Below are 19,712 nucleotides of genomic sequence, written 5' to 3' on the forward strand. Positions count from 1 at the left end.
CCGAGCTCGCCCCGGGGGTCAAGTTCACCCTCACCGACCACGACCTCAGTGAGCTCAACCGCGACTGGCAGGTGGTCAAGGTCAAGCACACCGGCAGCCAGCCCCAGGCCCTGGAAGAGGATGGTGTCACTCAAGGTGACGCGGCAGGGATGGGCCAGATGACCAAGTTCGACAACGAACTGATCCTCACCCCCGCCGACCGCGCCTGGCGTCCCACGCCCAACCCCAAGCCCCGCGTCGACGGCCCGCAGATCGCCTTCGTCGTCGGCCCCGAGGGCGAAGAGATCCACTGCGACGAACACGGCCGGGTCAAGGTCCAGTTCCCCTGGGATCGCTACGCCGAACCCAATGAAACCGCCAGCGCCTGGGTGCGCGTCTCCCAGGGCTGGGCCGGCGGCGGCTACGGTAGCATGGCGATACCCCGGATTGGGCATGAGGTAGTGGTATCGTTCCTCGAGGGCGATCCGGATCAACCGCTGATCACCGGGCGCACCTACCACGCCGTCAACACGCCGCCCTACGCGCTGCCCGAGCACAAGACGCGTACCGTCATCCGCACCCAGAGTCACAAAGGCGAAGGATTTAACGAACTTCGCTTCGAGGACCAGGCCGGCGAAGAGCAGATCTGGCTGCATGCCCAGAAAGACCTGGAGCTGCTGACCAACAACGACCGCACCGAAGAGATCGGCAACGACAGCTTCCTCACCGTGCACCACGACCGCATCGGCGAGATCCATGCCGATGAGCACCACACCGTGCGCGGCGAGCGCCATGAGCAAACCGTCGCCAACCAGCACCTCACGGTACAGGGCACCCTGCACGTCAAGGCCGGCCAGGCCTGGCTCAGCGAATGCGGCCGCGAACTGCACATCAAGGCCGGCCACAAGGTGGTGCTCGAAGCCGGCAGCGAAATGACCCTCAATGCCGGCGGCAGCTTCCTCAAGCTCGACGGCGGCGGCGTCACCCTGGTCGGCCCCAAGGTCAAGATCAACGCCGGAGGCAGCCCCGGCTCCGGCAGCGGCCAAGCCGTCGAGATACCGCTGCTGCCGGGCAGGGCAGTGCCGGAGGTACATGAGGCGATACCGCCCACCGTGCTGCCCAAGCTCAAGGACTACCAGCTCAGCGAAGCCACGCTGCTGCCGCTGTGCGGCAAGCTGAGCGAGACCACCTGCAGCCGGGGAGATTGCCCATGCCTGGCTGGTTGAGTCGAATCGACGAGCGCAGCCAGCGTATCGAGACCCTATCGGGCAGCTTCGAAGCCCAGCGCTCTGCTTATGTGGTGCTGGATCAGCGCCGCGCCCCAGAACGCTGTGCCGAACTCGTGGGCCAGCCCGGCTGGCACGACTACCTGACGCTGTTTGCCGGCACGCCGCTATCACCGCTGCTCGAAGCCAGCCCTTGGCTGGTCGAACTCACGCCGGGCAGTGAAGCCTGGCAGGCCATCGGCTCGCTATGTGCCGGGCAGCGCCACGGCTGGCTCTTCCTGCCGGCCCAGGCCACCCCCCTGAACGAGCTGGCCGATCATCTGCGTCGCCTGTTCATCCTCGACGACCCGCACGGCGGCCAGTCGCTGGTGAACCTGCAGGATGCCGCCGCCTGGACAGCCCTGCTCGCCGCCAGCAGCGACACCGCCTACGCCCAACTCATCGGGCCGCTGGGGCAGGTCATCACGCCCACGCCGCTGACGCACTGGCAAAGATGGCAGCCAGCCGGCGACCGTGATGAAGCCGAAGCCGAAGCCCCCGCACTGACCGAAGCGCTGGAACGGGCGCTCAAGGAGAGCCCGCGTGCCTGGTGGCTGAGCAGCGCGACCGATACGCCGCTTTCGGCGTTGCCGCCGGCGTGGTTGGAGAGACTGGAGCGGCTCGAGGCAGCGGGCATCAAGCAAGCTCACTATCTCAAGCGCCTACTTCCTTTGATCCGCCAAGCAGACGAGCATTTTGACTCGTCTATCGAACAGGGACTGCGTGCCGACCTGCCGACGCGCAAAAAAGTACAAGCTTTGGAGAACCTGGTATGAGCACAGGAGCACGCCCCGGCAGCCCTGAAAATCCACATGCCATCAGCCGATTCGAGCCACCGGAGGCGGAGGGCGGCAGTATCGAATCGACGGCACAACACGTCTGCGAGGAGCGGTGCTGGGCCGACATCCTCTACCTGCCGGGCACCCGTACTTTCTGGCTGCTGACCGAAGAGGTCTCCGAAATCTTGTTGGAAGCCAGCGAAACGCTGAGCGAATGGGTACAGGAGGAAGACCCGGCCAAGCGCCTGCGCAAGCTCACCGAAGATGCCGGGCTGGAGTGCCTGCTGCCGGCCCGAGCCGAGAACTTTCTCGATGAGAGCGAACGACAGCGCTACCGGGAAGCCTTCGAGCGGCTCGTCGAGCTGACCCAAGACGACGAGGCCTCACTGGAAGCGCGTATCGCTCATCAGCGCACCATGTGGGATCACTTGTATCAATTCAGCACCCCGGGGATGCTGGAGTTCTTGAATCGCCGTATCCGCAGAGACGCTCAAGAAGTCTCTCGGCTGGAGCGCCAACTGAGGCAGCTTTACCAACAGGGCCTCGAGCGTGCCAGAGAGCAAGGCTATCGCCTGGAAGATGAGGGCTACTTTGGCCCTTGGGAAGCCGAGATAGCCACTGCGCTGGAAGCCTATCGCTCGCACCGCGCTCAGGCTCAGCGGGAGTATCACTTCAATCCTGGCGGGCAAGGCGAAGCCACCCCCTTCTCCCTGCAAGACGTGCTGGCGGAGTACCAGCGCTTCATCCAGCTATGCGAGTCGATGCCGCCCCGTGAGGCGGCCAACGAGTGCCGCTTCGTCGGCTACGTGCAGCAATTGAGCGAGCAACAGGAAAGCAAGTACAACGACTACCTGCACAGTATCCTCACGCTTGCATCACTCGGCATCGCTACGCCCGAGTTGGCCCTCTCCTCTCCCAACCCACAGCTGCGCCAACTGCGCAATGGTGTGGAAGCCTTCGATGCTTACTGCCGTACGCTCAAGGAGAGCCTCGAACTGCACCAGGCGGTGGAAAACAAGCTGCGTGAATGGGAGTCCGGTACGGGTGGGCAAACCCAACTGCCCGTTTTCCTCTTCGAGCAGGAGCGGCAACGCTATGAAACCTTGCAGGAGACCCTGAACGAACTGCATGAGCGAGCCCGCCAGGCCGTGGAAGAGATGGAGCCAGGCCGCGTGCTGGTCTGGCATACCGATATCGAAGACGACCGGCACGCCCTGGGCTACCAGAAACGCAAGATAGAGCTTCTGGTACAGAACGACTTTCCGCTGCGCGAATTCAGCTCACCGCAGGGACAGAAGTCCCTTAGCCACATCAGCCTGTTGCAGATGATCCCTACCATGACCGGCAACGAGCGCTGGCGGCTAGAGCGCACACTGAGAGCTGACGGGGTACTGCCGGCTCGACTGTGGGATGCCCCCGAGAGCGCGTTATCGCAATGGCTGCAAGGGCGAGGTTGCCAGGCAATAGCGCATCGGCTTGATTGGCACGATGAGCCCATGGGCTTCTTCGAGCCCGAGCGCTTCTTCGCTTATCTGGAAACGCAGGGCCATGAGGTGGCCTCGCTGGATGACGCCAGCAGGCAAGCCTGGGGCGAGGCGCTGCAAAAAATCCTCTTTACCGGCCCCAGCCGTGAGGAGCTTCGCCTGTTCGATGCCAGTGCCCAAGCGCAGATGCTGCGGTTGGTAGGCATGGCACGACGTGAACTCAACGAAGCCCGTCAGGAAGGAGAGCGCGACACCCCCTGGGACGTCACTGAACACGCTCCCAGCCTGACCTTCTTCGACCTCGAGATGGAAGGGAGTCGTGGAGGATCGCTGGGGGTAGAGAGCCGAAGCGAAGTTGCCTTCGATCGGGAGGAGCCCGGCCTCTGGATTCTGGATGCCAACGATGAATGGAGCCCTTCGGTCGACCTCACCTATAGCTGGGAAGCCAAGGGCACCTTCAGCCTCGCCCGCGGTGAGCTTCCGCTGGGGCGGCTCGTGCTCCCCAGTAGAGAGCAGGCCCGGCCTGTCGTCGCGACGCTCACCGATCGCGGCGAACAGCGCGAGCTTGGCCGCTACGCCATTGTACTCGACGCCGTTGCCAAGGGCTTCGCTGGCGCCAGCGTTGCATTGGCCACCGAAGTAGGGTTCTCCTTCGACAAGGATGGGCTCAGTGTTTCCGGCATCGACTGGGTCAAGCGAGAAGCGACCGGTGCCACGGTGGATGCTTTTGCCGGGGCGCGTCTCGGCATCGAGACGCGCTGCGAGGTACATTGGGAGCCCCCAGAAAACCTGCTGCGCATTCTCCCCCAGCGTGCTGCCATGGCCAGCCTGGGCATGCATCGCCCCAGCCAATCACTGAGCGGATGGCGCAGTATCGGCGTGGCTCAACTCGATGCTGAAGTAGCAGCGGGCATCGGCGGCAAACTCGGATTCGTGCTTGGCATGAAGAACGGCAAGTTCGTGTTCAAGGTATCGGGACGTTTCGTCTTGGGCAAGGGCGCCGGCGGTGGCCTTGCCATTGAACTCGACCCCGACAGTCTGGATCTATGGCTAGTCATGCTCCATCGCGCCATGGTAGATAACAACTTCGAAAAGCCGGAGTGGATCGATCAGGAAGCCTATGAAAGCATGAACTGGCTGGCCTACATCGCGACCACGACACTGCTCAATGTGGGGCTGCTGGCCGCACGTGGCAGAACCGGCATCGAGCGAATCTACCGGGCCATGACCGGTGGGCAGAAAGCGGGACCGATTGCGTATGTGTTAGTCAATGACCCGCGGAAAGACGAGCTGCGCAGCTGGGTTCAGCAGCTTTCCCCCGAAGCCTTGGGGGCACTATTGCATTTGCTGGTTAGCGAGCCAAGAGCTTTCGAGGTAGAAGCCTCAGGTCGAGGGCGTGGTGGAAGCCAGAGCTTCAGTGCGCGGCAGGCATTGGACTTCCAGCAGATCGCTATCTCAAACTGCCTGGGTTGGATCGTGGAGGGCGTGACGATGAGCGTGTACGGCGCACAGTGTCGCTTCAGTCACGTGGACCCCACTCCTGCACAATACCTCTTTACCAAGGCGGTGGTGCGTATGACAGCGATTGGCCAGCCGCCGCATAATTATCCGGATGTGGCCTATGCCAACCATAAACACCATCTGGATCGGTTTATGGAGAGGGTGTCAGGTAGTGGAGCACTCATTGAAAGAGACGCTGGAATCGCTCGGGCAGACTATCGCCGATATGCGGGTGGTCTCGGGGTGATCAATTGTGCTGTTTAAGCGCCTTAAAAGAACAGGAAATACACTGATGAGCCGGCGATCTATGTCAACACTAGCAGCTGTGGTGCTATCGCTTCTTGCAATACCCACAGCCTTGGCGCTCGATGAGGAAGCTCAAGTTGCCAAGGATGAGGGCATGCGGCTGTGGGGCATCCATCAGTGGATAAAAATGCAGCCCTATCTGGAGCAAGCTGCTGAACATGGTGACGTTGAGTCTATGTACTATCTGGGCGAATCAAATCGCCTGTTAAGCCGCGGGCTTTCGCTAGCTGCTTTGGAGTGGTACCACCGAGCCGCACAACTGGGCGAGCCCCATGCCATGTTGCGCCTCTATGATGGCAGCGCCTGCGAACTGGGCGATGTCTGCCCTGAAGAGGGCAACGATTGGCGTGAAGCGGCCCTCGCTGCCACGCTGCCGAAGGCTGAGGCGGGAGATGCCGATGCCATGGGCGCGCTCTATGATATCTACACCTACCTCGACCAGCACGATGAGGCCATGGAGTGGCTTCTGCGCTCTGCCGAAGCCGGCAACCTGGAATCCATGAACTGGCTCGGCCAGTTGGCACGTGACGATGAGGAGAACTACGCCACGGAGACCGAGCGCCTGGAAGCGGCGGTGGAGTGGTATCGCAAAGCGGCTGAAGCTGGCCACGTTCCTTCCATGAGCTTTCTTGCAGCATCTCTAAACAGTTTAGGCCGCTCTGAAGAGGCGTGGCGGTGGATGGTTAAGGCCTCTGAGGGTGGAAACATTAACGGTCGTCAGTGGTTGGCGACTTGCTATATTGATCCGCAAGAGAGCGAGCTATGCCACGTAGAGAAAGACCCTGCCAATGGCTGGGCGATTTTTCTTGCCATAAATGAAGAGATATCAAGTACCTCATCTGAGAGAGCGCTAAGGGTCTATCACGACAGCGTCACCCCCGAACAGCGTGAAGAAGGCGAGCGCATGATGGAAGAATGGCTCAATCGCGAGCCGCCGCTCTCCTATTTTCCGGACAAGTTTGGTTTCTGATGTCGATAAGCGGACGCAAAGCCGCGGCGGCGTTGGTAGCCCGACATTCTCATTTCTGGTGCTGCCCACAGCCTTGGCGCTCAATGGTAAGCGCAAGCCGTCAAGAATGAAGGAATGCGGCTTTTCCGAGTGGATCGAGATGCAGCCTTACTTGGAATAAACCCCGTGCATAGAAGGCCGAATCTCGCTCGATGTATTCGGCGATGAGTTCCAGATCCTCGAGCGCTTCTGGAGACCAGGCTAGCGCTCGAGCAGTTGCCGCCTAACATCCTTTGTCGTATCCATGGCTTCACCCGCCCCCAGACGGCCTCACCCCACACCCCTTGAGGATCACCTGGGTCAGGAAGCGGGTGATCCGCTCCACGTCGGCATCCGAGATCTCGTCCTGGCCCATGATGCCCAGCACCTGGGCCTCGAAGTCGGCGTAGTGCTGTGTGGCCGACCAGATCAGGAAGATCAGCCACACCGGGTCGACCGGATCCATCAGACCGCGCTCGGCCCACTGTTCGAAGATTCTCGCCCGGGTACGCACCCACTCGCGCAGCTCGCCGCGCAGATAGCCCTGCAGGAAAGGCGCACCGCCGAGTATCTCCGCGGCGAACAGACGCGACCCTTCCGGGTGCTGGCGAGAGAGCTGCATCTTGCTGCGGATGAAGGCCTCCAGCACTTCGGCCGGGTCGTCCTCCACGCTGATGTCATCGAGCAAGGCGTTCCAGCGCGCCATCATGCGCTCGAGCAGACGTACATACAGCCCACGCTTGTTGCCCATGTAATAGAGCACGTTGGACTTGGGCAGCCCCGCCTCCTCGGCGATGGCCTGAACGCTGGCGCCGCGATAGCCGAAGCGGGCGAACACCCGCTCGGCGGCTTCGAGTATCTCGCGCTCGTTGCGCTCGCGTGTGGCGCCATTGCTTTCGCCACCCGGCCGTACAGGCTGCAAGGTCTCGGTTTCGGTCACGTCGGTCATCGACAGGCCCTGCCCTGTGAATGATGGTGGGATGCCAAGAGAGTGCCCCACCGCGGCGGTTCCTGCAAATGAGACCATGGGCGTCTTTGCGCTTGCAAAGTGCGACATTCTGGCCCATGCTGGATACATCCTGACCATTTGGTCAACAATCGTCGAAACAGACGAACCAACACTGGCAACGTGCGTCACGCCACAACGACCGTGTCACAGCTTTTACCAACAACCACAATGTCAAAGAGACATAGCCAACAAGAGACAAGGCGATGATCGACTTCATGCTCAACGGGAGGCCGTGCAGAAGCGAAGCCACCCCCGAAACCAGCGTACTGGAGCTGCTGCGCGATACGCTCGGCGCTACCGGCACCAAGGAGGGCTGCGCCTCGGGCGACTGCGGCGCCTGCACGGTGGCCATCGGCGAACCCGGCCCCAATGGCGAGCTGCGCTATCACAGTGCCAACGCCTGCATCACGCCCGCACATCAGCTCAACGGCCGTTACCTGGTCACCGTCGAGGGTCTTGCCCAGGGCGAAAAGCTGCATCCCGCCCAGGCCGCCATGGTCGCGTGTCATGGCAGCCAGTGCGGCTTCTGCACGCCGGGCATCGTGATGTCGCTGTTCACCCTGCACGAACAGCAGCGCCATACTCCGGCCCCCCTCACGCCGCAGCGCCTGGAAGCCGCGCTGGGCGGCAACCTGTGCCGCTGCACCGGTTATCGCCCGATCCGCGATGCCGCCCTGAGCATGAACCAGCATCCCGAGAATCGCCCGCTGTGGCTCGACGCCGCCGCAGAGACCCAGCCAGCAGAGCCCAAGAATGAGGCGAAGGCGGCCGATAACGACGCCGCCTTCCTGCAGCCCACCACGCTTGCAGCACTCACCGATTGCCTGAAGCGGCACCCCAAGGCGCGGCTCGTCGCCGGCGCCACCGACCTGTGGCTCGAATCGACCCAGCGCCTGGCGCGCTTCGAGCACGTCATCGACGTGACCCGGGTCGCCGAACTCAACGACATCGACGATGCCACGCTGGAAGACGGCCGTAGCGGCTGGTGGATCGGCGCCGCCGTCACCTACTCGCGTCTCGAACCGCTGCTGGAAGCGCACTACGACGCCTTCGCCCACCTGCTGCACCGGCTCGGCTCCCAGCAGGTGCGCAACCGCGGCACCCTGGGAGGCAACGTCGCCAACGCCTCGCCCATCGGCGACACCCCGCCGGTGCTGCTGGCGCTGGGCTCGCGTCTGCGCCTGGTCGGCCCCGAGGGTGAGCGTGAATTGCCGCTGGACGACTTCTTCCTCGACTACAAGCGCACCGCGCTGCGCGAGGGCGAGGCCATTCGCGCGATCTTCCTGCCCCACCCCGAGGCGGGCCAAACTCTCAAGGTGTGGAAGCTGTCCAAACGTCGTGAGGACGACATCTCGGCGGTGCTGGGCGCCTTCGCCTACCGCCTGGAGAACGGCGTGATGCGCGACGTGCGACTCGCCTTCGGCGGCATGGCGGCCATCCCCAAGCGGGCCGCCAATGCGGAAGCGGCCCTGGAAGGCAAGGCGCCGGACCTGGCGGCCTTCCAGGCGGCTCGCGAGGCCCTGTCGAACGACTTCCAGCCCATGAGCGACGTGCGTGGCAGCGCTCACTACCGCCGGCTCTCCGCCGCCAACCTGCTCGAGCGCCTGCGCCTTTCGATCGCCCAGGCCGACACCGACAGCCCCCGGGAGGTGATGCTCCATGCGTACGCTCACTAAGCTTTCCAAGGCGCCCGGTGCCGCGCCAATTTCCAAGGCGCCCGAAGCCGCGCCAAAGGACATAGACGCTGTCGACGACGTGAGCGCGGACTCTGCCGCTGCCCGCGAGGAGCTCAGGGGCGAGATCAAGGGCTCCAGCCCGCTGGCCCGTGACACCGTCACGCCAGGCACACATCCGCACTCTCGCGCCCACGAGAGCGCGATCAAGCACGTTACCGGCCGCGCCTCCTACATCGACGACCTCAAGGCGCCGGCCGATGCGCTGCACGTGGCGCTGGCGCTCTCGCCCGTGGCCCATGGCCGCCTGACCCGGCTCGATCTGGACAAGGTGCGCAGCATGCCGGGCGTGGTCGACGTGGTCGGCTTCCACGACGTGCCGGGACACACCGATATCGGCCCCGTGTTCCCAGGCGACCCGATCTTCGTCGAGGATGAGATCAGCTACGTCGGCCAGGTGCTGTTCGCCGTGGCCGCCGAGAGCCATCGCGCCGCCCGCGAGGCGGTGAACACGGCGCTGGCCCAGGGCATCGCCGAGATCGACGAGCAGCCGGCCTGCCTCGATCCGGTGGCCGCCGCCGAGCGCGGCGAGTTCGTGCGCCCCACCCACGTGCAGCAGAGCGGCGATTGGGAACAGGCCCTGGCCAGCGCCGCCCACGTGGTCGAGGCGGAGCAGTTCGTCGGCGGTCAGGAGCACTTCTATCTGGAAGGTCAGGCCTGCCTGGTGCAGCCCACCGAAGACGAAGGCGTGATCGTTCACACCTCCAACCAGCACCCCAGCGAGACCCAGAAGCTGGTGGCCGAGGTGCTCGGCATTCCGTTCCACGCCGTGACCGTGGAAGTACGCCGCATGGGCGGCGGCTTCGGCGGCAAGGAGACCCAGGCCTCGCCCTGGGCCTGCATCGCCGCGCTGATTGCCCGGCGCACCGGCCGTACCACCCGCGTGCGCCTGCCCCGCGCCGACGACATGCGCGTTACCGGCAAGCGCCACCCGTTCCACAACCGCTACCGCCTCGGCGTGGATGAGCAGGGCGTGATCCAGGGCGGCGAGATCACCGTGATCGGCGACTGCGGCTACTCCCCCGATCTCTCGGACGCCATCGTCGACCGCGCCATGTTCCACAGCGACAACGCCTACTCCCTGGGCGAAGCCCGGGTGACCGGCCACCGCGCCCGCACCCACACCGCCTCCAACACCGCCTTCCGCGGCTTCGGCGGCCCCCAGGGCATGATGGTGATCGAAGCGGCGATGGACGACATCGCCCGGCGTATCGGCGAAGACCCGCTCACGGTGCGCAAGCGCAACTTCTACCGCCCCGGCCGGCAGACCACCCACTACGGCCAGCAGGTGGATCAGATCAAGCTGCTGCGCGAGCTGGTCGAGCAGTTGGAAACCAGCAGCGAGTACTGGGCACGGCGGCGTGCCATCACCGAGTTCAACGCCGAGAGCCCGATCATCAAGCGCGGCCTGGCGCTCACGCCGGTCAAGTTCGGCATCTCCTTCACCGCCAAGCACCTCAACCAGGCCGGCGCCCTGCTGCACGTCTATACCGACGGCAGCGTGATGATCAATCACGGCGGCACCGAGATGGGCCAGGGCCTGCACACCAAGATCTGCCAGGTGGTGGCCCGCGAGCTGGGGCTCGACGTCGACGAGGTGCGCATCACCGCCACCCGTACCGACAAGGTGCCCAACACCTCGCCCACCGCGGCCTCCAGCGGCGCCGACCTCAACGGCCAGGCCGCCCGCGACGCCTGCGTGAAGCTCAAGCAGCGCCTGTTCGACTTCGCCCACGAGCATCTCTACAAGGATCAGGGTCTCGACCGCGAAGAGATGCGCATGGAAGCCGGCCACCTGGTGGCGGGCCACGGCGAGAGCGAGCGCCGCATTCCCTGGGGCGAGCTGGTCCAGGCCGCCTATCTCAACCGCATCTCGCTCTCCGAGAAGGGCTTCTACGCCACGCCGCTGATCCACTACGACCGCAACACCAGCCAGGGCCGCCCCTTCTACTACTACGCCTTCGGTGCCGCCGTGGCGGAAGTGAGCGTGGACACCCTGAGCGGCGAGTACCAGGTCGAGCGGGTCGACATCCTGCACGACGTGGGCGACTCGCTGAACCCGGCCATCGACATCGGCCAGGTGGAGGGCGGCTTCATTCAGGGCATGGGCTGGCTGACCAGCGAGGAGCTGAAGTGGAACGAGGCCGGCCGGCTGATCTCCGACGGCCCCGCCACCTACAAGATCCCGACCTACGGCGATCTGCCGCCGGTGTTCAACGTCAAGCTGATGGAGGGCCACCCCAACTCCATGGCCAGCATCTACCGCTCCAAGGCGGTGGGCGAACCACCCTTCATGCTCGGCATGGCGGTGTGGTCGGCGCTGCGCGACGCCCTGGCCAGCCTGGCCGACTACGCCGAAGCGCCGCGTCTCGACACCCCGGCCACGCCGGAGCGGGTGCTGCTGGCCGCCGAGGAGCTGCGTAGCCGCTACGACAGCGCACGGCTGGAACGAGGCGCGCCGTAATGAACGCGCCACGGCCCACTCCCTGGCACGAAGCGCTGCACCGGCTGCAGCGCGAGGGGCTGCCCCACGCGCTGGCCACGGTGGTGACCAGCGCCGGCTCCACGCCCCGCGAGCCCGGCGCGCGCATGGTGATCAGCGAGAGCGAAGTGTTCGACACCCTGGGTGGCGGCACCTTCGAGTTCCAGGTGATCGACGCCGCCCGCGAGAAGCTGGCACAGGGCGACGCCGGCATGAGCCTCGAGGCCTTCGCCCTGGGCGGTCGCAGTGGCCAGTGCTGTGGCGGCTTCGTCAACGTGCTGCTGGAGGTGTTCCCCGGCAGCGCGGCTACGCTTGCCATCTTCGGTGCCGGCCACGTCGGCAACGAACTGGTACGCCTGGCCGCCCCGCTGCCCTGGCGTGTGCTGTGGCACGACAGCCGTGAGGGCGTATTCCCGGCCTGGACCACGGAACAACCGCGCCTGGCCTGCCGCCACGCCCCGGACCCGCAGGCCGCCGTGGCGGCACTGCCGGCGGGCAGCCACGCGCTGGTGCTGACCCACGACCACGCCGAGGATCGCGCCCTGGTCGACGCCCTGCTCCAGCGGGACGACATCGCCTCCATCGGCCTGATCGGCTCCAAGAGCAAGTGGGCCAGCTTCCGTTCGCGGCTCACCGATGCCGGCCACGACGACGCGGCCCTGGCCCGAGTGCGCTGCCCCATCGGCCTGGCCAGAGGCCCGGATGGCGAACCGATCCGAGGCGGCGACAAGACGCCCTACGCCATCGCCATCGCTGCCCTGGCCGAGCTGCTGCCGATGGTGGGCAATGCCGAACGCGCCGATCAACGCGGCCTGGCGCCGGCAGAGCTGCGTGCCCTGTTCTAACCCTACGAACCGGACGAATCACTGACCCTCGGCAGCGGACGCCGGGGGCAGCAACCAACGAGCCCCAGATATGACGAGCAACGAATCCCGCGTAATACGCGCCGAACTGCTGAGCTTCGATGCCGATCCCGGCGAAGGCGACAGCCCCGCCGAAGGCAGCGTGCGTCACTACGCCGACGGCGCGCTGTGGCTGGAGAACGGCCGCATCAAGGCCATCGACGACTACGCAGCGCTGGCGCCACGCCTGCCCCAAGGCATCGAGACGGTGGATCATCGCGGCAAACTGGTGATGCCCGGCTTCATCGACAGCCACGTGCACTACGTGCAGCTGGAGATCATGGCCTCCTACGGGCGTCAGCTGCTGGACTGGCTGAACGAGTACACCTTCCCCGAAGAGTGCGGCTTCGCCCAGCGCGAGCGGGCCGAGGTGATCTCCAACGCCTTCCTCGACGAGATGCTGCGGGTCGGCACCACCACCGCCCAGGTGTTCTGCTCCAGCCACCCCACCTCGGTGGAAGCCTTCTTCTCGGCCTGCCGCGAGCGCGACCTGCGCATGCTGGCCGGCAAGGTGCTGATGGATCGCAACGCCCCCGAGGCGCTGTGCGACGACACCTACGGCGGCATTCGCGACACCGAACGGCTCATCGGCGAGTGGCACGGCAGAGGGCGCCTGGGCTACAGCCTGACCCCGCGCTTCGCGCCGACCTCTACCCGCCAGCAGCTCGACGCCACCGGCGGCCTGCTGCGCAACGACCCGAGCCTGTGGCTGCAGACCCACCTCTCCGAGAACCCCGGAGAACTCGACTGGGTGGCCGAGCTGTTCCCCGAGAGCCGCGACTACCTCGAAGTCTACGAGCAGTCAGGCCTGGTCGGCCCGCGCAGCACCTTCGCCCATGGCATCCACCTCGACCAGGAGATGCGTTGCAGGCTGGCCGAGCGCGGCGCCAACATCGCCTTCTGCCCCAGCTCCAACATGTTCCTCGGCAGCGGCCTGTTCGACCGCCTGGCGGCACGCGAAGTCGGCCTCAACATCACCTACGCCAGCGACATCGGCGGCGGCACCGACCTCTCCGGCCTCGCCACGCTCAAGGCCGGCTACCAGGTAGGCCAACTGCGCGGCCAGCCGCTCACCGCCTGGCAGGGCCTCTACGGCCTCACCCTGGGCAACGCCAAGGCGCTCTCGCTGGACGACAAGATCGGCCGCCTCGCCCCCGGCATGGAGGCAGACTTCGTCGTGATCGACCCCGACGGCTCGCCGCTGCTTGGGCGACGTCACGCACGCTGCAAAACCCTCGGCGAGCGGCTGTTCGCCCTGATGATGCTGGGCGACGACCGCAGCATTCTAGAGACTTGGGCCAGCGGACGCTGCCAGCACCAGCGCGACCAAGCCTGAAACGAAAATGGCGAGTGGTTCTCAGAATTCATGAGGACCACTCGCCACGATTTGAAATTCAGTGTGAAACCCAGTTGTGAAACCTACTGCGAGGACCGTACCTCCTCGCTATCCGGATCGAAAATCCAACGCTCTTCGCCCACCCGGAAGAGCAGCTCTCCGTTGCTCCACGCCAGCGCCTCGTAGATGCGCTCCTCAGGTGCCAGCTCGTCATGCTCGGGGCTGCGCACCGGTATGGCACTCTCCTCCACCGTTTCACCCAGCCGCTCTGCATCGACCACCGTCAGCGTGCGACCGCCCGCAGGGCCTTCCTGCACGAAGACCAGCCGTTGCGAATCATCACTCCACGGCCCGATGGTGATATTGCCGCCGTACTGGAATGCAGCCGGCCTTGGCTGCCGCGCTTCCCCTCGAACAAGCCAGCCGGCGCTGTGTGCCGCCCCCGAAGTGACCACGGCTAGCCAGGTACCGTCCGGCGAAACCGAGGCTTCCTGGAAGCGCTGCGCAGCACCAAACTCAGCTTGTCGATCCGCGCGAATGGTGCCCGGCACATCTTCCATACTGAGCAGCACGGACCCATCCGCCGCACGGATCTCCTCGTCGCCTACCTCAAGCGGCGCAAGCGCCGCTTCGGATTCAGAGGTATCGGCTGTTTCGGTCGTAGGTGGCGGCTCGCCATCCCCCGGCGACGGACAGCCGCTGAGCATGAGAGCAGCGGTTGCGATTGAGAGAACGAACGATAGCCTGCGTGGTGCCATGAAGCCTCCTGATGCTGAATTGAATGCTTCATCTGCACGGCAGTGTAGGTGCCAGGGAACACCTGTAAACCTTTGCGCCGGTTTTCAGCCGCTTGCTAAGCGCTGGCCTCATCTATGGTCAGGGTCATGAACACACTGTTTGGATCTTCCAGGTAATCGCCGAATGGCGCACATGGGGTAAAGCCAAATGAAGCGTATAGCGCCCTTGCAGGCTTGAAGTACTCCATCGACCCTGTTTCTAGACTCAGTCGGCTATAACCGCTTGATTTTGCCTCACGCATCATGTGCGAAAGAAGGCGTGACGCAACACCCCGACGCAAGTAGGGCTTTGCGGTCTTCATGGACTTTATCTCGGCGTGAGTCTGTGAAAGGCGCTTAAGTGCTCCAATACCGGCGAGCTCCGCCCCGTCCCACATCGCCCAAAGGGTAACGTCCGGGCCACGTAGCCCATCAAGGTCGAGGGCGTGACGGCTCTCGGGAGGAGCCGTCGGCGCCATCGACTCAAGGTGCTCTCGTATTAGCTCGATAACTTCTTGACTTCGCAGGTCATCAACACGGATGTCCAAGGTTGGTTCCTCGTAGGATTGAGGCTTCATGGTGCCTAAGATGTTTCTATATTCGATCCCTACAGCCTTTATTTTTAAAATCTTTGTCATAGAAAAATTCTTAAAATCGAGCCCTATTACGCCGCCAATACGCGCAACTTTGTAGCGGAGGCGAGGCCGCAACGAACAAGCTGTTGTCGTGCTGGGCCTTCTTAGCGCCCGTGTTGGCTACCCAAGGCTGGCCTGCCTCAACCGAGGATTGTGTTTATACACTTCAACGATCTCGTAGCTCTTGTTGACGTATACGCCATTGTCATAATCACGCTCTTGTTTTATGACCAATTTCACCTCAAGGGAGTCCCCTGGTGCAATAGTGATGCTGTGGCTAAAGAAGTCGTCATAGAATGACTTAGAAGTGATTGGCGCCGATATTTTTACGCCCCTCCACATGAACTGCCACTTCTTTCGCCCACGCTCCAAAATTGCACGAAGAATCTGAAGTTCCACAATTTCGAAAATCTCCCGCTTACCATCAAGCTCAACCACCTCATTCGTGGCGAGCATAATTGCCTCGCGGGGCAAGATGAATTGTGGTCGTTCCATTCTCTCGTCTTCAATTATGCCGAAGCCTTGAATTTCGGGATCTCGCTGAATAGCTTCAAATGTACGATCTATAGCTTGAACAAATTTTGGATCTCGCTCTACCTGCCGAGCTGAATCATAGACCTGCCTGGGAACAACAAGACGCTCTTCACCTTTCTCAATAATGACTTCATCAGTGTGAATTTCAACCTTAATTTCATCGTCCACGGAGAGCGTTCTTTCATATATATAGCTAGATATTACCCCAATAATAACTCCAGCAACAATCTGGCTTGAAAATATGTTCTTTACGGACTTGTACGAAGCAGAAATTCTTGCCTTGAAGCTGCCCTCGGATAGAGCCTCAACAACAATTTCTATCTCATGGCCAGGATTAAGAGTGGCATTTGCGGCCTTCGCTGCATCCGCAATCGAAACTAGTATTGAAGCCAGCGAGTACGCATTTATCCGAGATTGCTTTGTATCGAAATACAAGACAACAGAATCGTCGATTTTTGAAATTTCCACTACTTTCATTTACACTTCCTTATAGCGCTAGCGCCTGAATTAAGCCAAGCCGCGTAGCGGTTTCGGCTTGAATGAAATGACCGTAGTCGGCCGCCACTCACGCTAGTCGCTTCCGCATATACGCAACGGCACGCCTGGAAAGAATCAGTGGCTTGGAGCCGCCCCACCCCACAAGGAGATCGACCATGCGGCCCACAGGCCAAGTTTCGCTTTTCCCGGTGATGAAGTCGACGCCGTGCTCGTCGCTGCAGCAATCATGCCCGTGGCGTGCAGCTAATACTTCATCGCGATAAATTCGGTATTTATATTCACCGAACGACTCGCGGGGCGAATCGTTACTTCCAATTTGGTAGGCCATATGAAGTTTCCCTGCGGACTAAACGCCACCACCCACAGAATAAATCAAGAGCGGTAGCCAGTGATTTTGTTCTTGTTCAGTGAGTTATTAATTTCATATCAATGTGGCGGGCTTCCCAAAAGACTTTCCAAAACAATCTCTAAGAATTAGCTTACTCCAACTCTCCAATTCATTCTCGTGATTTAGGATCTCGTCAATATCTAATATCATGCCACTTTTTGTGTTTCCACCGGTCATGAACTCATTCTTATCCAGCCTGACTTTCGTTCGAGAAAAATTTACCTCCATTATATAGCAAATGGCCAAGTGCTTTTTACTTCTATCATTATCTCTCATCCAAATGCACAAAGGGTCTAAGTCATCAGAAGACGGAATGTAATTTAGACCTGTTTCCTCTTTAATCTCTCTTCTCAAAGACAGTTTAGATATGCTTAGCAGTGAAGTATCAGAAGCACCAAAGCTATCCTCTTCCCGTGTATGCCCACCAAGATATAGCAATAGGCGATCAGATTCTGGCGACTCTTTTGATGTTGTTGTCTTGCTCTTTTTAACAACAAGAACTTTGTTTCTTTCTTTATTTGTTATTACTAGTATTGGAATCGGCTGGACTGCCCCGTCATCTTCTTCTACCCTTGCCCTGACCTGATAATCCAGAACAATATTATTTAGGCGAGCTTTTGAAAAACTGAATGTTTCAGGCAATTCGCTGGATATCGATGCTCTTGGGAAATAGCCAACCTTTTCGGCGATATTGCTCTGTATTATTTCAAGTATGCTTTTTGTAATATCGTGATTTACATCATTGAGAGATCTTTGGCTAGTGTCATAGATCTCAATTCCTTGGAATACATCAGCGTATTTCTTTGATACATTTTCCACGCAAGCCTTATAGCTGCTCAATGCGTCATCACACATAATACTTCCAAGTTTTCTCGTGAGAAGTGAGGCGTATTCACGTTGCAGGGAGATCTTAGGAGTAGCGGTGAAAACATATATCAAATCAATAACCGTTCTCCACTTATTCATCACCAGAAAAGATTCTAGACTCTTAAAATTCTCTTCATCTAAACTATTATTGTCTTTTAGCCAATTAAACCAACACAAGGCATCAAAAATCCCCCTGTCTAATATAATTACATCGTAGTCCTTTGAGCTGTTTGACAGAGCCTCTACTAATTCTGCGATTGCGGAGCAGGCAGTCCAAATATTGAAATTAGGATCGTATTTGTCATTTACCGGGCATACACTGGCTCTTTCAGTCAGCACCTTTGTTCTAAACCTATTCCGCCTAAGAAATAAGCTTAGAGAATTGATACAACTAGATTTGCCCGATTTCGGAGAGCCACAAAACTCAATGACAATTGGTCGCCTTGGTATGGATTCATGCTTCAGCTTAAGCACCTCCGAAGCAAGGCCCTCAAGATCCTTTATAATTTTCAATATTTCCTTTTCTTCTCTATCCATTGCGCGCTTACCCTATGAGTGAATCCAGCTTCTTCTGTCCTTTTGATTCCAGCTTCTTAATAAAATCGCCCGATAAGAACCCCACATAAAACGAAGACACCATTGTCAGATAAATAAACCCCTCATCTAATTGAAGCTCTGAACTAGACGACAGAATAATTCCTGAACGTATGCCGGCTACCACTAGCGCAGAAAACAGAATAGAAAACAGAGGTCGGACAATAAAATAAACGACAGTTCCCATACGCTTTAAGAACAGTTGATCATCGCCATCTTGCTCCGAAGAGAAATTGAAACACAATTTATATAATTTTCTTATGTATGCTGCACATGCTGCGGCCAAGGCAATAGATACTGAGCCAATAAGTGCTTGCTTGAAGACGTCTAAACCAAGAGAACTTCCGTAGAATAACATGTAACCCATGGCTATCGATGAGACAAGAAACAGAATCAAATAATAAATGAATATTATCACGACCCAACCCTTGGTTATATAAAGTTTTCGACCTTCATCGACCACCATTGTTTGTCCCTTTTATAGCTAACGCTTCAAACACCAGCATGGTAAAGACCTTATTATGCCCGCGCGCTTTGACTTGTTATATTTATTTCACGGGTGACAGCACCCTCTAAACTTTTCAGCTTGTTGGCTAGAATATTAATTTTTTCCAGGCACTCACTATCTCCACTCAGCACTTTTACACTAATCTTAAATGTTGAAAAAATTGATGACAAAGCCATACATAAAGCATTAGCTCGCTCCAGCTTCGCTTCCTCAGCATTCGTCTCGATAACTTCATTGCCTTCTAACCGATACCGCTTTCCAAAGGCCGCTGTTCCCCAGTGGTGATATTCTGACATAGGGCTATAATAAGTCTCATATAGATATATATACTGCTCATCGACCAAGCGTGAAATTTCCTTTATTGATTTACCACCATGCCAATTCCTATGATACTCACCATTTTCTTTTTTAAATAAACCATCCACCACCGGCTTAAAAAATTCTAATTGATTGCGCACATCTTGAGGCACAGCTTCGTCAGATTTTTCAAAGCGCTGAATATCAACAACAACGCAATATAGCCGCCACCTTCGGCACATTTCGCTATTCTTAAAAGAATAAGATAGATATAACGAGCCTTCGAGCATACTTCTTGCTATCAATATGGCATCATCGCTCCCCTCCAAAACCACCAGGCTCCGCAAATGAGACAATTGTCTTTTTGAGAATAACTTACACATAAAATGAAAATCATCTCTCATATCACCCTCCAATTTAGGGTAAATTTCTTGCCCTGCTGCTTCCATTTCTTTGGCAATATTATTTAATTTTTTCAGGAGACAATCCACATTGGATCCTTAAATTAACGTTTGACGCGTGCATGGTATTGTTGGCCACTTCTGGTGAGCCCCAAGATCATTAACAAGTTAGGCGAGGCGACCATTCACGTAAAGCAACACAGCCCCGGACCGAGAAGAGCCACAATGAAACGCAGGTGCTGAGCAGGAGCTTTGCCAGAGTGCTGAGTACGTAACCCGCTGGCTGAGCCGTGAACTCCAGGGACGCTACCGCCCTGCTGGCAGAATGGATGACGTTTCCCATCATCCCTAATGCGGCATCCCTGAGTACGTCTTGGTTACGCAAGCCATCTTCTGCGACTTTTTACTCAACGTAACCGAGAGAAACGTTGAGGGCAACGCCGAAGTATGC

16 protein-coding genes are annotated in these 19,712 nt (G+C 59.5%); 8 read left to right on the top strand and 8 right to left on the bottom strand.

What is annotated here, in order from left to right; genetic code table 11:
* From HOP59_RS15240 to HOP59_RS15255, 4 genes are all read left to right on the top strand, one after another.
* On the top strand, window positions 1–1,205 hold a 1,205-nt coding region (locus tag HOP59_RS15240; protein ID WP_234254525.1), incomplete at its 5' end, for a type VI secretion system Vgr family protein.
* Complete coding sequence (locus HOP59_RS15245; protein WP_234254527.1) at window positions 1,190–2,020, top strand: DUF4123 domain-containing protein; 831 nt, start codon at window positions 1,190–1,192, stop codon at window positions 2,018–2,020. The genes HOP59_RS15240 and HOP59_RS15245, both read left to right, overlap by 16 nt.
* The gene (locus tag HOP59_RS15250) at window positions 2,017–5,271 is read left to right on the top strand and encodes a hypothetical protein (RefSeq protein WP_234254528.1); all 3,255 of its coding nucleotides are present in this window, start codon (window positions 2,017–2,019) and stop codon (window positions 5,269–5,271) included. Before HOP59_RS15245 ends, HOP59_RS15250 begins: the two co-directional genes overlap by 4 nt.
* A gap of 43 nt (window positions 5,272–5,314) precedes the next feature.
* On the top strand, window positions 5,315–6,283 hold the full coding sequence (locus HOP59_RS15255) for a tetratricopeptide repeat protein (RefSeq protein WP_234254529.1): 969 nt from the start codon (window positions 5,315–5,317) through the stop codon (window positions 6,281–6,283).
* 289 nt (window positions 6,284–6,572) lie between these two features.
* Here HOP59_RS15255 and HOP59_RS15260 read toward each other — a convergent pair whose 3' ends face one another.
* The gene (locus HOP59_RS15260; RefSeq protein ID WP_086511682.1) at window positions 6,573–7,250 is read right to left on the bottom strand and encodes a TetR/AcrR family transcriptional regulator; all 678 of its coding nucleotides are present in this window, start codon (window positions 7,248–7,250) and stop codon (window positions 6,573–6,575) included.
* 263 nt (window positions 7,251–7,513) lie between these two features.
* Here HOP59_RS15260 and xdhA point away from each other — a divergent pair, with 263 nt between their 5' ends.
* The 4 genes from xdhA to guaD all read left to right on the top strand — a co-directional run bounded on the left by xdhA (window position 7,514) and on the right by guaD (window position 13,763).
* On the top strand, window positions 7,514–8,986 hold the full coding sequence (gene xdhA, locus HOP59_RS15265; protein ID WP_234245826.1) for a xanthine dehydrogenase small subunit: 1,473 nt from the start codon (window positions 7,514–7,516) through the stop codon (window positions 8,984–8,986).
* The gene (gene xdhB / locus HOP59_RS15270; protein WP_234254530.1) at window positions 8,970–11,507 is read left to right on the top strand and encodes a xanthine dehydrogenase molybdopterin binding subunit; all 2,538 of its coding nucleotides are present in this window, start codon (window positions 8,970–8,972) and stop codon (window positions 11,505–11,507) included. Before xdhA ends, xdhB begins: the two co-directional genes overlap by 17 nt.
* The gene (gene xdhC / locus HOP59_RS15275; protein WP_234254531.1) at window positions 11,507–12,370 is read left to right on the top strand and encodes a xanthine dehydrogenase accessory protein XdhC; all 864 of its coding nucleotides are present in this window, start codon (window positions 11,507–11,509) and stop codon (window positions 12,368–12,370) included. The genes xdhB and xdhC overlap by 1 nt, the downstream gene beginning before the upstream one ends.
* Before the next feature lie 70 nt (window positions 12,371–12,440).
* Window positions 12,441–13,763, top strand: coding sequence for a guanine deaminase (gene guaD, locus HOP59_RS15280; protein ID WP_234254532.1), 1,323 nt, complete (start codon window positions 12,441–12,443; stop codon window positions 13,761–13,763).
* 83 nt (window positions 13,764–13,846) lie between these two features.
* Here guaD and HOP59_RS15285 read toward each other — a convergent pair whose 3' ends face one another.
* The 7 genes from HOP59_RS15285 to HOP59_RS15315 all read right to left on the bottom strand — a co-directional run bounded on the left by HOP59_RS15285 (window position 13,847) and on the right by HOP59_RS15315 (window position 19,351).
* Complete coding sequence (locus tag HOP59_RS15285; RefSeq protein ID WP_234254533.1) at window positions 13,847–14,521, bottom strand: hypothetical protein; 675 nt, start codon at window positions 14,519–14,521, stop codon at window positions 13,847–13,849.
* A gap of 95 nt (window positions 14,522–14,616) precedes the next feature.
* Complete coding sequence (locus HOP59_RS15290; RefSeq protein WP_234254534.1) at window positions 14,617–15,177, bottom strand: GNAT family N-acetyltransferase; 561 nt, start codon at window positions 15,175–15,177, stop codon at window positions 14,617–14,619.
* 117 nt (window positions 15,178–15,294) lie between these two features.
* Window positions 15,295–16,185, bottom strand: coding sequence for an LAPAL motif-containing putative phage structural protein (locus HOP59_RS15295; protein ID WP_234254535.1), 891 nt, complete (start codon window positions 16,183–16,185; stop codon window positions 15,295–15,297).
* Between the two features lie 88 nt (window positions 16,186–16,273).
* Window positions 16,274–16,534 (bottom strand): hypothetical protein, encoded by a 261-nt coding sequence (locus HOP59_RS15300; protein WP_234254536.1) that lies wholly within the window; start codon window positions 16,532–16,534, stop codon window positions 16,274–16,276.
* A gap of 93 nt (window positions 16,535–16,627) precedes the next feature.
* Complete coding sequence (locus HOP59_RS15305; RefSeq protein WP_234254537.1) at window positions 16,628–17,998, bottom strand: NUDIX hydrolase; 1,371 nt, start codon at window positions 17,996–17,998, stop codon at window positions 16,628–16,630.
* 7 nt (window positions 17,999–18,005) lie between these two features.
* Window positions 18,006–18,521, bottom strand: a complete 516-nt coding sequence (locus tag HOP59_RS15310) for a hypothetical protein (protein ID WP_234254538.1) — start codon at window positions 18,519–18,521, stop codon at window positions 18,006–18,008.
* Between the two features lie 53 nt (window positions 18,522–18,574).
* Complete coding sequence (locus HOP59_RS15315; RefSeq protein ID WP_234254539.1) at window positions 18,575–19,351, bottom strand: DUF5677 domain-containing protein; 777 nt, start codon at window positions 19,349–19,351, stop codon at window positions 18,575–18,577.
* Between the last annotated feature and the right edge of the window lie 361 nt (window positions 19,352–19,712).

It is taken from the genome of Billgrantia aerodenitrificans, from assembly GCF_021404405.1.
GTDB lineage: Bacteria > Pseudomonadota > Gammaproteobacteria > Pseudomonadales > Halomonadaceae > Halomonas > Halomonas aerodenitrificans.

Bases quoted from the DNA above. Each gene is read 5' to 3' on its own strand.
- HOP59_RS15245 (WP_234254527.1), top strand. From the start codon at position 1,190: ATGCCTGGCTGGTTGAGTCGAATCGACGAGCGCAGCCAGCGTATCGAG.
- HOP59_RS15250 (WP_234254528.1), top strand. From the start codon at position 2,017: ATGAGCACAGGAGCACGCCCCGGCAGCCCTGAAAATCCACATGCCATC.
- HOP59_RS15255 (WP_234254529.1), top strand. From the start codon at position 5,315: ATGTCAACACTAGCAGCTGTGGTGCTATCGCTTCTTGCAATACCCACA.
- HOP59_RS15260 (WP_086511682.1), bottom strand. From the start codon at position 7,250: ATGACCGACGTGACCGAAACCGAGACCTTGCAGCCTGTACGGCCGGGT.
- xdhA (WP_234245826.1), top strand. From the start codon at position 7,514: ATGATCGACTTCATGCTCAACGGGAGGCCGTGCAGAAGCGAAGCCACC.
- xdhB (WP_234254530.1), top strand. From the start codon at position 8,970: ATGCGTACGCTCACTAAGCTTTCCAAGGCGCCCGGTGCCGCGCCAATT.
- xdhC (WP_234254531.1), top strand. From the start codon at position 11,507: ATGAACGCGCCACGGCCCACTCCCTGGCACGAAGCGCTGCACCGGCTG.
- guaD (WP_234254532.1), top strand. From the start codon at position 12,441: ATGACGAGCAACGAATCCCGCGTAATACGCGCCGAACTGCTGAGCTTC.
- HOP59_RS15285 (WP_234254533.1), bottom strand. From the start codon at position 14,521: ATGGCACCACGCAGGCTATCGTTCGTTCTCTCAATCGCAACCGCTGCT.
- HOP59_RS15290 (WP_234254534.1), bottom strand. From the start codon at position 15,177: ATGACAAAGATTTTAAAAATAAAGGCTGTAGGGATCGAATATAGAAAC.
- HOP59_RS15295 (WP_234254535.1), bottom strand. From the start codon at position 16,185: ATGAAAGTAGTGGAAATTTCAAAAATCGACGATTCTGTTGTCTTGTAT.
- HOP59_RS15300 (WP_234254536.1), bottom strand. From the start codon at position 16,534: ATGGCCTACCAAATTGGAAGTAACGATTCGCCCCGCGAGTCGTTCGGT.
- HOP59_RS15305 (WP_234254537.1), bottom strand. From the start codon at position 17,998: ATGGATAGAGAAGAAAAGGAAATATTGAAAATTATAAAGGATCTTGAG.
- HOP59_RS15310 (WP_234254538.1), bottom strand. From the start codon at position 18,521: ATGGTGGTCGATGAAGGTCGAAAACTTTATATAACCAAGGGTTGGGTC.